Origin of the sequence: Andreesenia angusta, from assembly GCF_001855385.1 — a bacterium.
Lineage (GTDB): Bacteria > Bacillota > Clostridia > Tissierellales > Gottschalkiaceae > Andreesenia > Andreesenia angusta.
In genome coordinates this window covers 209,638-224,002 of sequence record NZ_MKIE01000003.1, presented here as the reverse complement: position 1 = coordinate 224,002, position 14,365 = coordinate 209,638, and the positions used below count along the sequence as shown (strand labels likewise).

Here is a 14,365-nt window from a genome sequence, read left to right as displayed (position 1 = left end):
CTCTCTCTCTTTTTTACATATTGTAGCTCTTTATTATGTCTTTCCTAGTGACTATTCCCACAACTTTTCCGCTTTCATCAACTACAGGGACCCTGTTTACTCCCTTTTCATTCATTATAGTGGCTATATCCTCTACAGTGTCATCTTCTCTTGCAGAGTGAACCTCTGTGCTCATCATGCTCTCCACCTTGTAAGCAGTCATCTTAGAGACCTGTTCCTCTATCATCTTGGGCTTCTCTAGGAATATATAGCTGTCCAATATGGTGAAGTAGAGCGGAAAGTGGAATTTCTTGCTCTTGTATATGAGGTCTCCCTCTGAAACTATTCCTACGAGCATGCCTTCATCGTCTACTACCGGCACCCCGCTTATATCTTTTTCAAGCAGTAGCTTTATAACGTTCTCCACCACTTCGTCTTTGTGGACTTTAATTACTTCTTTTGTCATTATATCTTTTGCCAACATGAAATCACTCCTCTACCCTATGTTGATACCCGAATATTTTGGTTTGAATAATTTTTTATCTATTGAGTTTTCCTTTACAGACCTCTCCTGAAAGTACTTCTGGCTGTCTAAAGTTTTGTCTCCTCCCTTGAACTTCATATACCTGCCGTCGGAAGACATGGACTTTGCATTTACATTGTCTTTCAAGTTTATCTCTATTATGTTCTTTAGCTTCTCCACGCTCTCCTCGTCTTCCACAGGCACTAGCAGCTCCACCCTCCTATCTAGGTTCCTGGTCATCCAGTCGGCGCTGCTTATAAACACCTCTTCGTCCCCGTCGTTGTAGAAATAGTATATTCTACTGTGTTCAAGGTATCTTCCCACTATGCTTCTCACTGTTATGTTCTCGCTCTGGTCCTTTATATTCGGCACCAGGCAGCATATACCCCTTATCACCAAGTCCACCTTCACGCCTGCGTTTGAGGCTTCGTAAAGCTTCTTTATCATCTTGTAGTCCACCAGCGAGTTTAGCTTACAGGCTATCCTTGATTTTTTCCCTGCCTGTGCATTTGATATCTCCCTGTCTATCAGCCTTTCAAACTTCCTCCTCATATCTATAGGTGCTGAAGAAAGCTTGTACATATTCTCCAGCTTGGAATGGCCTGAAAGCATGTTGAAAAGCCTAGAGGCATCCGAGCCATACTGCGGATTGCATGTGAAGTAGCCTATGTCGGTGTAGAGCTTGGCTGTGTCGTCGTTGTAGTTTCCAGTTCCGAGATGGACATACCGCTTTATGCCCGTCTCCTCCATCCTGACAACCAAGAGTATCTTGCAGTGCGTCTTAAGTCCGACTATCCCGTATATGACATGGCAGCCGGCTTTTTCAAGCCTTCTCGCCCAGTTTATATTGTTTTCCTCGTCGAACCTGGCCTTGAGCTCCACAAGCACTGTAACCTGCTTTCCGCTTTCAGCCGCCTTCACCAGTGCATCCACTATAGGGGAGTTTCCGCTGACTCTGTAGAGCACCTGCTTTATTGCCAGCACGTTCTTGTCTTTGGCCGCACTCTCCACAAGCTTCAGCACCGGATCAAACGACTCAAATGGGTGGTGCAGCAACACATCTTCTTTAGATATTATTCGGAATATGTCTTCGTCAGACTTAAACGCCCTGTGCATCTGGAACTCTTCTCTCTTGTACTTGAACTGCTCATAACCCTGCATTCCTGTAAATTTCATGAGGAAGCTCAGGTCTATATATCCGTTTATATCCACCACATAGTCTCCCGAGAGCTCGAACAGGTCCACAAGCTGAGACCTCAGCTCCTCGTCTACTCCGCTCTCCACCTCCAGCTTCACTACAGCTCCCCATTTTCTGAGCTTTATGGACTCCTCTATAGTCTCTAGAAGGTCTTCCGCACCCTCTTCATCTAGAGTCAAGTCCGCATTCCTGGTTATCCTGTAGCAGCTGCTTGAAACAACTCTGTGCCCGCTGAAAAGAGCTTCCAAGTTGAGCTTTATGATCTCTTCTAGCGACACAAACTCCCTCATATCCCCCTCTCCCGGAACCTCCACCAGCCTTCCCAGAACCGAGGGAACTTGCACCGTTCCAAAGAACTTCTCATGCTTTTCATTTTCCAGGAGCACACCTACATTTAAGCTTTTGTTAAATACGAGAGGTGACTGTATCCTCTTGTCCACCAAAATAGGAGTGAGCACAGGATATACTTTCTCGATGTAGTACCTCTGCAAATAGTCTCTTTGCTCTTCGCTTAGCTCCTCTACAGATGCAAACTTCAGATTATGCCCTAGAAGCTCCTTCTGTATATCGTTGAACGCCTTGTACTGCCTGTCTATCAGTTTTTTGGCGTATATAAATATGTTCTCTATCTGCTCTAGCGGAGTCATCCCTGACGGATCTTTTTGGTTGAACCCGGCGTTTACTTGATCATTTAGCGAGCCCACCCTGACCATAAAGAATTCGTCGAAATTTGAGCTTGTTATGGCTACAAATTTAAGTCTTTCAAAGAGTGGAGTGTCCGGATTTTCAGATACATTCAGCACTCTCTTGTTGAACTCTATCCAGCTTAGCTCTCTGTTTATATATTCGCTGTTGTTGCTAAAATTCTTCTTCACTTTCTACCAATCCCTTTCTCTACCTTTATCTGGGCCTCTAGGCCGTACACTTCTTCAAAGAACTCAACTCGCTTCTCAAGCTCCCAAGCTTCAAGCACCAGTGCCTCTTCAGACCTCACGGTGAAGCTTGCAAAGTCACCTGACACCTCCACCTTTACAGATATGTCTTTCTCTTTATGGCTTGAGTCTATGGCCTCTGCAAGGCTCAGTATAGAAGCCAGCTTGGAGACTATGACCTTGTCTTCCTCGATCAAATTGGCATAGCTCGTGTCTTTATACGACGGGACTTTTCCCGAGTGGTATCTGGCTATATTCCCTATAAGCTCGAGATTTCTATCTGAAAACCCCATTATATTTTGGGACTTTATTATCCTATACGACTGGAAAGCATGGTTGCTCAAGCTCACATAGTTTCCGCAGTCGTGAAGTATTGCCGCTGTCCTGAGAAAAAGCCTGTACTTGTTGTCTAGCTTGTGCACGTTCAAAAGCTGGTCGTATATAGATATGGCTGTTTTTGACACGTATTCTGAATGTCTCTTAGATACCCCGTATTTTTCAGCTATAAACCATACAGAGCTTATTATGTCGTCATATGAAGAGCTATTGTCGTCAGCTTCGTAGAACTTGCTGCTCTCGTACAGCCTGTCTGTCAGCCCGTCCACTATTGAAATCATAGGCACTATTACCCTCTTGGTCTCTATAAAGTCGAGCATAGAGTGGAGTATAGTCACCGACGGCACAAGTGTCTCGGCCTCCCTCTTTGGAAGATAGTACATGTCTGCTATCTGCCCCACATTCATCTGGGAGAGCTTCTTGTAGAAATGCTTTACTTTCTTTCTGTCTAGCGCCTGGTAGTCTCCCTCTTGGTCGACCTCTTCTTCTATGACCTTCATTATCTTCTTGACCTCTCCCCCTAGCGCTATGAGCGTGTCTATGTTCTTGCCCCTTATCTCGTTGTATAGCGAGTTCACCTTGCTCTCGAAGTACTCCTTCATAGTGTTGTTGTAGTTTAAGTTTATATGCTCTATTGAAGAAAGTGCCTCGTGCATCCTGAGGGGCCCTATCTTCAGGTACTCTGTAAACTTAAGGGATCCATTTTCATAGAATGAAACTTCAAGCCCGCCGTATGCTATATTCACTATGATGAAGTTCTTGCTCCTGTCTAAGTCTAGAGAGCTTTTCCTGAGAGCCCTGTATATGTAGTATCTTTCCTCAGCCACGCTTATTATCTTCACGTCTAAGCCTGTCTTGCTCTTTATCTGGTCTATCAAGTACTCTCTGTTCTCAGCTTCCCTCATTCCGCTGGTGGATATGGCCTTGTATCTCTTGACCCCGTATGTGTTCATTATCTTCTTGTAGTCTTTCAAAACCCTGCAGCACTCCCTCATGGTGTCGAGCCCCACTCTGCCTTGGCTGAAGCTGTCGCCCCCAAGGTCGGTCGGATGAGACAACTTCTCTATGAGCTCAACTTGACCTCCCTTTTTGATCTGCACTATGCTCATGTCTATATAGCCACTTCCCAAGTTGATTGCGGCGACTAGCTCATAATCCTTTTTGGTCATCTCCCTATCCCCTTTTCTATATTTATATTCTGCTTTATACCCAGAAAAAGTGGTAAATATTAAAGATAAAGATTTAAAGGAGTGAATTTAATGAATACAGTTGGAGTTATAGATATAGGTTCAAACTCTGTCAGGCTTGTGATAGCGGTTTTGGAAAAAGACAGAAAGCACTTTAAAATACTAGACGAGGTCAAATCGTCCATACGCCTTGGAAGAGATATAGACAGCGACGGAAACCTGGACAAGTCCAGGGTGAACAATCTGATAGATGCGCTAAAGGGTTTTAAAAGCCTCTACGAGTCAATAAAAGTGGAGAAAATGATAGTGGTGGCCACGGCCGCAATCAGAAGCGCACGAAACAGAGATGAAGTTGTAGCCAAGATAAAGTCAGAAGTGGGCTTAGACGTCGAAGTTATATCTGGAGAGGATGAGGCCTACTACGACTACTACGGAACCATAAACAGCACAAGCATAACTGAAGGTCTCTTCGTGGACATTGGCGGATGTAGTACTGAGCTTATACACGTAAAAGACAGGCTGCTTGTAAACTCCATAAGTCTGCCGATAGGGTCCCTCAACATCACCGACATGTTCAACATAAAAGACAGCCTGAGTCCTGAGCTAGAGCTGGAGATACAGTCTTATCTTGAAGATGTCTATGACAGTGTCCCATGGCTAGGAGACGTTCAAAATATCCCGCTAGTCGGAATCGGAGGCACTTTCAGGACAATAGCCAAGGTGGAGAGAAAGAAGAAGAACTACCCTTTCGACCTGACGCACAACTACAGGATGGACAAGAGAGAGACACTTGAGGTATGCGAGATTCTGAAAGAGAGTAGCAGCAAGCAGCGGAAAAAGCTGAAGGGTCTGTCCAAAGACAGGTCCGACATCATACTAGGTGCCACGCTGGTGGTGGACTCCATATTCAAGTACTGCAATCTGACAGAAGTCTACGTAAGCGGCAGCGGTATAAGGGAAGGCTATATATATGAATATATCTTGGGAGACAAGCGAAAGCTTATAGACGATGTGGTGGACTATGAGATAAGAAGGATTATGGCAAGGTACGACGTGCTTGTGTCTCATGCCGAGCATATATGGAGCCTTTCAGAGTCCCTCTTCGAGCAGCTTAAGCCTGTCCACAAGATAAGCGAGGATGTCTACAATATATTCAAGACTGCGTCTCTGCTCCATGACATAGGCGTTTCCATAGGCTATTACAATCACCATATACATTCTTTTTATATAATACTCAACTCCAATATAAAAGGCCTGTCCCACAAAGAGATGCTTATGGCCGCTTTCGCCGCTTCAATGCATAGAAGCAGCAAAGTCAGGATCGAAGACTCCCCTTACAGCTCTATGCTAAGCCTTAGGGAAAAGGAAATAGCAGAGAAGCTGGGGGCCATACTCAAGATAAGCGAAGCCCTAGACAGAAGGCTAGACTCTTCTATATCAGGGGTGTCGGCTACAATAGGGGAAGACCATGTAAAGCTAAGCTTCGACACAGATTTGGACTCTCTGGAGCTGGAGAGGAACAACCTGTCCATGATAGCTCCTCAGTTTGAAAAAACTTTCGACTTCAAGCTGTCCTACTAAAAATAGACTAGGGTTTCCCCTAGTCTATTATTTTTACCGATATATCGTCTTCTAGAACTTCGACCTGGCAGGCCAGCCTGTATCCCTTTTGGATTTTCTCCTCACCAAGCTTTTTTATCTCCGCCTTGGTGGGCTCTGATGCTTCGCCTTTAGTTATCTTGACTATGCACTTTCCGCAAGTTCCCTTCCCACTGCAAGGAAGCTTTATCTTTACGTTCGCTTTTTTTGCAAGCTTCACCAGATCCTTTTCCTTTTTCGCATCTACTTCATTTATAAATTTAACTTTTCCCATCAAATCATCTCCCAAACAAAAGTCTTGAATTGCTCTATTTATATTTACCACCTTTTGTCTGGCTTCAAACACCTACTCCCATTTAAAGGTTATAGTCGATGCAGCTATAAAAACCACAAATATGCCTAAAAGCAGGAATATATTCGTCCTGTGATCCATGGATATATTCCCTATCCAAGACTCCTTCAGTAAGTTTACAGAGTAAGTCAGCGGTATGAACTTGCTTATGTACTCCATATTCGGTGGCATCAGCTCTGTTGCAAAAGACGCGCCGGAGAGGAATATCATGGGAAAGTATATGAAGTTCGAGATTGCACTACATGTCTTGGTCTTCGAGGTCAGGCTAGTGATAAAGAATCCTATCGCCGACATGCTAAGCGAAGACACTACGAAGTAAAGTGCAAAGTAAAGCGGCTTTCCGTGGAACTCAAGCCCGAATACAGCAAAGCTCATGGCTATGAGAATCGCAGAGCTGAGCACCGATATTATAAAGTAAACCACGTACTGAGATATCAGCACCTGTATGGGATTTATAGGCGTTGCCATAAATCGCTTCAAGACCTTCAGCTCTCTGTAAAACGAAACACTGAGCGGAAGATGTACAAGCGAGTTTACAGCTATTATCATCCCCACATAAGACGGTGTCAGTATGTCTATCGTTCCAAATCCATAGAACTCTTCACTCGGCTCATTTCCGTAAAGCGATCCGAATACAAGCAGCAACAGCAGCGGAAAGAACGCCGAAAAAAACATATTCGGAAATATCCTTGTGATCTGCCTGAATTCAAATTTCACAAGCTGCACAGTAGACCTTATAATCACTCTATCCATATCTTTGCACCCTCCTTTATTTCAGGAGCATCGTAGCCCATTATGTCCAAATAGACATCCTCTAGATTAGGCGGCCTGTCATAAAATCTGCTGTAAGATATGTCATTGTCCCTCAAGTAGTCTATTACGCTTCTAAGTGTCTTGCCTTCTTTTCCCCTTATGCTGTACTTGCTTCCCATCTGCTCGGCCGATATCACAAATGGTATGCTCTTTAGCGACTCTATGCTTATCTTCTCGTCATCCGACTCAAAAGTTATAAGCCCCGGAAGGTTGGACTTTTCTATCATATTTGAAGCGGTGTCTATGCTGAGTATCTTCCCGTCTTTCATAAGGCATATCCTGTCGCTTAAAGCTTGGGCTTCGTCCATATGGTGTGTTATATGTATAGTTGTTATGCCCATTCCCTTAAGCTGCCTTATGTAGGAGAGCATATCTTTCCTTGAAGCCGGGTCAAGAAAGCTGGTTATCTCATCTAGAAACACAATCTTAGGTCTCGGAAGCAGCGCCAGTATAAAAGAAAGCTTCTTCTTCTGCCCGCCTGAAAGGTTTACAGCATGTATATTCCTGCTGTCGTAGAGCTCAAACTCCTTGAGTAGAGACTTGTAAGGCACAGGATTGGTGTAGAACGAGCTGTAGAGCTTGCAGAGCTCGTCAACCTTGGCCTCTGAGACAAATACATGCTCTTGTATCTGAACACCTATCTGCTCATACATTTTTTTTCTGTCCTTGAAAGGATCCAGCCCCAGTACATTTATACTCCCTGCATCTACAGGCCTGAGTCCCTCTATACACTCTATAGTTGAAGTCTTTCCAGACCCGTTAGGTCCTATTATGCAAAATATCTCCCCTCGATTTACAGAAAAAGATATGTTGTCTACAGCCACTTCTTCATCGTACATCTTGGTCAAGTTTTCAACTTCTATTACCAAAGCAAACACTTCCCCTCAATTTCTTTCTAGATCGATTATACACTCTTCTCGTTAAATCCATATTAAATCAGAAAATCAAGGAGAAATAATTCCTCCTTGATCTACTGTATCTTCTCTTTCTTCTATCTCGTCATCGAGCTTATCATCTGGTTCTTCCTCAAGCTCTTCTTCTAGCTCCTCGTCCAGTTCATTTTCAGGATTAGGGGGATGGCTCTAGAGAGCCGTCACCTCCCCCCGTATTTCCAGAAGACCCTCCATTTCCTCCTTCTCCGCCATCTCCTGGGTCAGGAGTTGGTGTTGGGTTTGGCGGTGGTGTAGGGTTCGGATTTGGATTCGGCGTCGGATTTGGCGTTGGGGTAGGTGTTGGATTTGGGGTCGGCGTTGGATTCCCATTTTCATCTGTACCTGGCGCTTCCCCTTCTGGTGGCGTATCTGTGCCTTCTTCCACCTCTTCTTCCGTCTCTTCCTCTTTTACCTCTTCTTTTACCTCTTCCTTCTCTTCTTCTTCTTTTTTAGGCGACGGAGTGCTGTAAAGCTCTTGATTTCTCAGTATACTGTCAAGCTCTCCGCTTTCCTGTAGCTCATAGTATATTTCAGGAACAAGCTCTAGGCTCCATCCTGCAACTCTGGACTTGCTCACCTTGAAGTTGCCATGATTTACATACATCTTGGAAATCCTCTCAGGCCTTTCAAACTTTGTATTGGAAACGTCGCTGTGAATCTCCTCCATGTAGTTGTCCCATATGCGCTTCGTATAATTGCTGCCCTGGTTTAGCGGCCTAGGTACATCGCTTCCAACCCATACAACTGTTGTGTACTTCGGAGTGTACCCTGCGAACCAGGCGTCCTTGTTCTCGTTTGTAGTACCTGTCTTTCCGGCTGTATCCACACCAGACACCCAAGTTCCATATGCAGTCGCTCCTGGGCTGGAGACTACGCCTTTCAGCACATCTGTCATCAAGTATGCGCTTCCCGAGTCGTAAACCCTGACTCTCTCTCTCTTGTTTTCATATATTACATCGTCTGATAGATTCTTTATCATGTCCACGCCTGTAGGAGTAATAAACTCCCCGTTTCTGGCTATAGTCGAGTATGCACTCGCCATCTCAAGTGCTGTAGCTCCGTAGGTGAAGCCACCTATAGATATCCCCGGGAATATGTCGTCTGGAACAAGCTTTGAAAACTCCATCTTCTCCAAGTACTTTATAAGTTCCCTTGTTCCATACTCTTGAGTTATTTTGTAAGGTATTGTGTTGTAAGACCTCTCGACAGCTTCTCTAAGAGTCACAATGCCTCTGAACTTTCTGTCGGCGTTCTTCGGGCCTCCCTTTATCTCCTCGTCGTTCATTCCCATGCTCGGGAGCCTTCCTTTTTCAAACGCCGGAGTGTAAGTCAGTATAGGCTTTATCGTAGAGCCAGGCTGTCTGTGTCCCAGTATGGCTCTGTTGAACATATTCTCAACGTCTTCCTGAGTTCTTCCTCCAACTACTGCAAGCACGTCTCCTGTCTCGTTGTCTATCGTGACTGCAGAGCCTTGGACTTTGTATATCCCAGTCTCTTCGTCTACAGACTGCTGACCTGAAAGCCCATTGTTTACACTTTCCTGTAGCTTTTCCTGCTTGTCCATGTCTATAGTGCTGTAGATTTTATATCCGCCATTTCTCAGCTTTGAGTTTATCTGTCCATATAGGTTGCTGTAGGATTCGTCGTATGCGTCCCTCTCCTCTTGTGTGTCAAACCAGTATTTAAACTCAAATCCCTCTTCTTTCATAAGTGCCTTGGTAGCTCCCCAGAGCGCAAAAGACACAGGCGAGCTGTCTAGCCCGAAGTCTTGATTAAACTCCCTGCTCATATCAAGTGCTATGTCCGAAGAAATAGCTTCGTCGTGCTCAGCTTGACTTATAAATCCAGTTTCCAGCATCTTTGCAATAATGCTGTCTCTTTTTGCTTTTGCATTTTCAAGGTTTTCCACCGGATCGTAGTAAGTCGGATTATTCGTAAACCCCGTAAGCACTGCGCTTTCAGCTATCGTAAGTTCTTCAGCCGACTTGTTGAAGTACTTTCTAGCCGCCGCCTCTACGCCATGGGCTCCCCTTCCAAAATACGCATTGTTCAAGTAGAACTCCAGTATTTGGTCTTTAGAGTAAAGCTTCTCTAGCTTTCTGGCTATATACATCTCCTCTAGCTTTCTTTCATAAGTCTGCTTATGAGTCAGAAATACATTCTTCACAAGCTGCTGTGTTATAGTACTACCACCTTGTGTTATAGTTCCTCTGTTTTTTACAAGCTCAAAGCCTGCCCTCATAAGGCCCTTGTAGTCTACACCGTTGTGCTCATAAAACCTTATGTCTTCCACCGCTATAAAGCTGTTTCTTATGTTCATCCCCATTTTCGACAGTGGAATATATACATACTCGTGGTCTTGTATTTCCGTTATAACCTCTCCATTCCTATCATATATGGCTGTGGCCTCTCTGCTTTTAAATGATTCATCTGTCACCTTTGATATGATTGAATCTCCACTTTCAATAAGCGCATCGAGCCTAGGTTTAAATTTAATGAAAAGCCCTAATGCAACCACCATCATAAGGACTAGAAGAACTGCCATAACTTTACCTGCTTTTTTTAGTATTCTTTTAAATTTGCCCGATTTTTTCTCATTCCGCAAGCTCTATCTCTCCTTTTACAAAAATTAAAGATAGTTGTATTATACCACTAATTGAAGAAAAAACACAAAAAAACCGACTTAAAAGAAGTCGGTTTTGATTTCACATATTTAGTTTTTCCAAGCTATACTTCCATCGGAGAAATTGTAGCTTCCACCAACTACTTTTAACGCTCCCGATGAAACCTTTCCTTTTATAACTTCGCTCTGCTCCTGTAGTTGCTTTACGCCGTTGTCTACATTCAGATCAATAGCTTTTTCAGCTAACTCATCTCCCTCTGCACCAGAAGCTTTAGCTTCTTCTACTGCAGGAGTTATCTTAGATATAAGGTAGTCTAGATGCTCTGTGCTATGTGCTTCTTCAGGATTTTCATGTACTCCCACCGCAGCATTTACAGCTCCGCAGCTGTCATGTCCAAGAACTACCACTAGTGGTGTTCCAAGGTGGTCTACAGCATATTCAACACTTGCTATTTCATTGTGGTCCAGTACATTTCCCGCAACTCTTACAACAAATATATCACCTAGTCCTTGATCTAAAAAGTGCTCTGGCGCTGTTCTAGAGTCTGAGCAAGTTATCACTACAGCTGCTGGCTTTTGTCCCTTTTCCAGCTCTGCGAGCTTTTCATCTCCAAGGTCATAGTTTGCAAGTTCTCCATTTACAAATCTTGCATTCCCGTCTTTAAGAAGCTGAAGCGCTTCATCTGGCGTTTTCACCTCAGGATTGCTGTGGATATCTTTAGTTTCAGTACTTATTTGAGTTTCAGTTGGCTCTTCCGACTTCTTCTCCTCTTGGCTACATCCTGCAAACATTGTAGCTGAAATCAAAGCTACTGATACTATAGATAATACTTTCTTCATAAATAATTCCTCCAAGTCTCTTTATTAATTATTCTTAACACTTAGAGATTATAGCATGCGAATTTATTCATGTATATCTATATTTATGTTTTATTATATTTTTTTATATAAATTAACTCTTTTTACATTTGAATGTCATTTGTCTAGGCAAGTTTTTTTGCCCTATTCAAGAGTCATCCTCTTTGGGAATGGTTCTACCCTGAGCAAACTCCACATCTTATCTATATATGCGTTTGTATATATCTGCTCTGCCTTATGATAAAGGTAAGTAGATTTTTCTGTAAGTTCGTAGTTTTCCCCGGCTTTCTTTATATACCCAAGCTTCTCCGCCAGTTTGAGCTCTATTCCGTACATATACTCAAGCTTACGCCCAACTGCATCCTCAAAACTCTTGGCGTCCAGCTTCATGGCGTAGGCACTCCAGAAAAGATGGTAGGCCGCTCGCTGTCTCTCTGTAAAATCTATAGTGAGCGCTGTTGGAAGCGAACTCTTCCCCACCCTCTCTATATATCCGTCTATGGAGAATGTATTTACCTTGAAGCTCTGTTTTAAAAGAGTAGTTGCGGATACTCCAAATCCCAGAAAAGAATCCCTTGTCACCGACGAGTATTTCTCCGTCCCCTTTTTGGAGAAAGTCCAGACAGAAGTCCTCTCGAAGCCTGACGCTTCGCTGTGGTAAACAAGCGACGACAGCATCTTCTTTTTCACACCTTCGTCCATGGGCTTGTACTCGTTGTTTGCGAAGGTGAAATCTATAAAAGGGTAAGTAGAAACCTGAGTGGCCCCGTATTCAAAAGCCTTGTCTACATCGCTTAAAAGCGTATCTTCAGTCTGTCCTGGAATTGCAAATATGAGATCTACGTCTACAGCCTCAAACTCACCTTTTAAAAGCTTCAGCTTGTCTGCAAAGTCCCCGCCGCTTCTTCCAAGCTTTTGCAAGCAATTTTCGTCAAACGACTGTAGTCCTACGCTGACCATAGTGAAGCCCGCTGCTTTAAGTTTAAGTATATTCTCTTTGCTTATATCACTTGGATGAAGTTCTAATCCTATCCCTCCGTTTATTTCAAAATGCTCTTTCAGCTTTCCGACTATCTCCCCTAAGTCGTCTATCATAAGCGCAGGTGTTCCGCCCCCGAAGTAGAGGCTTGTCACCTCTTTTTTTCGGTCCATACGGCTACATACAAGCTCTATCTCTTTCAGAAGCGCTTCTCTGTAGCTCTCAGCTCGCTCTCTGCTGTATATCTCCTTGCAGTAAGGGCAGAATCTGCATATGGATCTGCAAAAAGGTATATGCACATAAAGCCCCATGTTCTTCAAGTCCTTGAAATCCAGACTTTCGCTGTATTCGCTCTTGAATTCAAAAGGCTTTAGCGATCTAGTCAGTATAAGTCTCATTATTGTAGTAAGCATTCTCAATGCCCCCTTATATATATTTTAAGTACGTCCTAAGCAGGTCCAGCAAAACCAAGATATTCCCACCAAATGCAAGTGAAATCTCGGCCGCAAAGAAGAACCCGCAGTTTTCGCACAGCCCTTCCACCTCTATGCAGCGACCACATGTCCACTGCTCCCCGTTTTCCACTATAACGCATTGATGGCATGGGGTCCTGAAGCTGTTCTCCGCTATATAGGGAAGCGCACTTCTGAGATTTAAAATAGGATATCCTTCCTCTATAAGAGCCATTATCTCTTTAGCGCATATGGCCTTGTCTTCCCGACTAAGACTGAGACTCTCCGTCCCGGGGTACGGGGTATGGAAGTTAAAGGATATGGCCTTTACATTCCGCATCTTCTCGGATACTTTGCACACTTCTCTTATTTCGCCTTTATTTAGCTGATTTACAGCCATGTAGAGGCATATATTTCTAGCCGGCGCACCCGAGATATTTTTCATGATGGTGTCGTATGTCTCTCCCCTTATAAAGTCGTGAGTGCTCTTGCAGCCGTCTAAACTGACCATTATGGTGTCCGCCTCAGGAATATCCAGTCCAAGAGTGCCGTTTGTGACCACATTGACTATAGCAAAACCAATAGCTCTGGCTTCTGCCACCAGGTCTCTCAGTGTCATTTCTCCGTCTCTCCAGAGAAACGGCTCTCCGCCATAGAACAGCAGTATCCTGACCCCCTCTGAATAGAGTGTTTCCATGTCCGACTTTATCTGAGCATATGTATAGTCTATCTTGCTTATGTTTTTTACGGCACAGTGCTTGCAGGAAAGGTTGCACCTATCTGTGACTATTATAGATCCGATGATAGGCCTCTTTCTATGGACTAGAAGCGCATCCAGCCCGGCATATGACAGCTTTAAAAGTGAAGATATATTCATAGTCTCACTTCTCCTTCTCTCCTGCGTTTAAATCGTCTTTTATGCGGTGGTACTCCCCGGAGTCTATCTCACCTCTGGCATAGCGCTCCCTCAGTATCATCATGGCGCTGTCGTGTTTCTTAAATCCCCCAGAGGTCACTATGTATTTCTTGGCAAATCTATAGGCAAATACGATCACAACTCCCCAGAACACCAAGTACATCGACATGGACAGCAGCCCTATCCACTCTGAACCTGTGCTTCCTAGAAACTTTTCGCTGTAGCTGTAAAAAGGATGCATGTCTTTACCTCCTCTTCTTTTCTAGTACGATTTATACCCAAAAAGCCAGAAAACACCACTCCGAAGAGTGATGTTTTCTATTTATGTAACGAGTAGGTCTATAAGCCGGGTTCTGTCGTTGAATGATCATCTATCTAGGCTTGTCGTCACCGACAAGCTCAAGCAACCTACCATAGCGGGAAGGTGACGGGCAGCCACCCCCAAGTCCCTTATCTTGGTTTTGCTCCGGATGGGGTTTACATAGCCGACTAGTCGCCTAGCCGCTGGTGAGCTCTTACCTCGCCTTTCCACCCTTACCTGAAAAATCAGGCGGTATATCTCTGTTGCACTATCCTTAGAGTCGCCTCCACCAGACGTTATCTGGCACCCTGCCCTGCGGAGCCCGGACTTTCCTCATACGCGTTGCGCATGCGATCATTTGACCTACTCATATTCAATTTTCTAA

12 protein-coding genes and 1 other RNA gene are annotated in these 14,365 nt (G+C 44.2%); 1 reads left to right on the top strand and 12 read right to left on the bottom strand.

From position 1 onward, the window contains the following. Positions 1-13 precede the first annotated feature (13 nt). Genes EUAN_RS05630 through EUAN_RS05620 form a run of 3 tightly spaced genes read right to left on the bottom strand, consistent with a single transcriptional unit; the run spans position 14 to position 4,137 of the window. Positions 14-445 carry a CBS domain-containing protein gene (locus EUAN_RS05630; RefSeq protein WP_211266288.1) on the bottom strand — a complete coding sequence of 144 codons (432 nt, stop codon included), beginning with the start codon at positions 443-445 and terminating at the stop codon, positions 14-16. 30 nt (positions 446-475) lie between these two features. Next, positions 476-2,575: a polyphosphate kinase 1 gene (gene ppk1 / locus EUAN_RS05625; RefSeq protein WP_071062579.1), complete on the bottom strand. Its 2,100-nt coding sequence runs from the start codon at positions 2,573-2,575 to the stop codon at positions 476-478. After that, positions 2,572-4,137, bottom strand: a complete 1,566-nt coding sequence (locus EUAN_RS05620; protein WP_071062577.1) for a Ppx/GppA phosphatase family protein — start codon at positions 4,135-4,137, stop codon at positions 2,572-2,574. The genes ppk1 and EUAN_RS05620 overlap by 4 nt, the downstream gene beginning before the upstream one ends. Before the next feature lie 90 nt (positions 4,138-4,227). Here EUAN_RS05620 and EUAN_RS05615 point away from each other — a divergent pair, with 90 nt between their 5' ends. Continuing rightward, positions 4,228-5,736, top strand: coding sequence for a Ppx/GppA phosphatase family protein (locus tag EUAN_RS05615; protein ID WP_071062575.1), 1,509 nt, complete (start codon positions 4,228-4,230; stop codon positions 5,734-5,736). A 19-nt stretch (positions 5,737-5,755) separates the two neighbouring features. Here EUAN_RS05615 and EUAN_RS05610 read toward each other — a convergent pair whose 3' ends face one another. The 9 genes from EUAN_RS05610 to rnpB all read right to left on the bottom strand — a co-directional run bounded on the left by EUAN_RS05610 (position 5,756) and on the right by rnpB (position 14,350). Then, positions 5,756-6,028 carry a 2Fe-2S iron-sulfur cluster-binding protein gene (locus EUAN_RS05610; protein ID WP_071062573.1) on the bottom strand — a complete coding sequence of 91 codons (273 nt, stop codon included), beginning with the start codon at positions 6,026-6,028 and terminating at the stop codon, positions 5,756-5,758. A 72-nt stretch (positions 6,029-6,100) separates the two neighbouring features. Next, positions 6,101-6,859, bottom strand: a complete 759-nt coding sequence (locus EUAN_RS05605; RefSeq protein WP_071062571.1) for an ABC transporter permease — start codon at positions 6,857-6,859, stop codon at positions 6,101-6,103. After that, on the bottom strand, positions 6,847-7,788 hold the full coding sequence (locus tag EUAN_RS05600) for an ABC transporter ATP-binding protein (RefSeq protein ID WP_071062569.1): 942 nt from the start codon (positions 7,786-7,788) through the stop codon (positions 6,847-6,849). Before EUAN_RS05600 ends, EUAN_RS05605 begins: the two co-directional genes overlap by 13 nt. Positions 7,789-7,987: 199 nt before the next feature. After that, positions 7,988-10,396: a transglycosylase domain-containing protein gene (locus EUAN_RS05595; RefSeq protein ID WP_143000708.1), complete on the bottom strand. Its 2,409-nt coding sequence runs from the start codon at positions 10,394-10,396 to the stop codon at positions 7,988-7,990. 168 nt (positions 10,397-10,564) lie between these two features. Then, on the bottom strand, positions 10,565-11,314 hold the full coding sequence (locus tag EUAN_RS05590) for a carbonic anhydrase (RefSeq protein WP_071062565.1): 750 nt from the start codon (positions 11,312-11,314) through the stop codon (positions 10,565-10,567). Positions 11,315-11,476: 162 nt separating this feature from the next. After that, positions 11,477-12,724 carry a coproporphyrinogen-III oxidase family protein gene (locus EUAN_RS05585; RefSeq protein WP_071062563.1) on the bottom strand — a complete coding sequence of 416 codons (1,248 nt, stop codon included), beginning with the start codon at positions 12,722-12,724 and terminating at the stop codon, positions 11,477-11,479. A gap of 13 nt (positions 12,725-12,737) precedes the next feature. After that, positions 12,738-13,640 (bottom strand): radical SAM protein, encoded by a 903-nt coding sequence (locus EUAN_RS05580; RefSeq protein WP_071062561.1) that lies wholly within the window; start codon positions 13,638-13,640, stop codon positions 12,738-12,740. A 4-nt stretch (positions 13,641-13,644) separates the two neighbouring features. Next, positions 13,645-13,920, bottom strand: coding sequence for an SHOCT domain-containing protein (locus EUAN_RS05575; RefSeq protein WP_071062560.1), 276 nt, complete (start codon positions 13,918-13,920; stop codon positions 13,645-13,647). Between the two features lie 85 nt (positions 13,921-14,005). Beyond that, positions 14,006-14,350: RNase P RNA component class A (gene rnpB / locus EUAN_RS05570), an RNA gene on the bottom strand. Positions 14,351-14,365 lie beyond the last annotated feature (15 nt).

What these genes read in the sequence shown, in the direction of transcription:
- EUAN_RS05630 (WP_211266288.1), bottom strand. Translation starts at nt 445, where the DNA reads ATGACAAAAGAAGTAATTAAAGTCCACAAAGACGAAGTGGTGGAGAAC.
- EUAN_RS05620 (WP_071062577.1), bottom strand. Translation starts at nt 4,137, where the DNA reads ATGACCAAAAAGGATTATGAGCTAGTCGCCGCAATCAACTTGGGAAGT.
- EUAN_RS05615 (WP_071062575.1), top strand. Translation starts at nt 4,228, where the DNA reads ATGAATACAGTTGGAGTTATAGATATAGGTTCAAACTCTGTCAGGCTT.
- EUAN_RS05610 (WP_071062573.1), bottom strand. Translation starts at nt 6,028, where the DNA reads ATGGGAAAAGTTAAATTTATAAATGAAGTAGATGCGAAAAAGGAAAAG.
- EUAN_RS05605 (WP_071062571.1), bottom strand. Translation starts at nt 6,859, where the DNA reads ATGGATAGAGTGATTATAAGGTCTACTGTGCAGCTTGTGAAATTTGAA.
- EUAN_RS05595 (WP_143000708.1), bottom strand. Translation starts at nt 10,396, where the DNA reads ATGGCAGTTCTTCTAGTCCTTATGATGGTGGTTGCATTAGGGCTTTTC.
- EUAN_RS05590 (WP_071062565.1), bottom strand. Translation starts at nt 11,314, where the DNA reads ATGAAGAAAGTATTATCTATAGTATCAGTAGCTTTGATTTCAGCTACA.
- EUAN_RS05585 (WP_071062563.1), bottom strand. Translation starts at nt 12,724, where the DNA reads ATGCTTACTACAATAATGAGACTTATACTGACTAGATCGCTAAAGCCT.
- EUAN_RS05580 (WP_071062561.1), bottom strand. Translation starts at nt 13,640, where the DNA reads ATGAATATATCTTCACTTTTAAAGCTGTCATATGCCGGGCTGGATGCG.
- EUAN_RS05575 (WP_071062560.1), bottom strand. Translation starts at nt 13,920, where the DNA reads ATGCATCCTTTTTACAGCTACAGCGAAAAGTTTCTAGGAAGCACAGGT.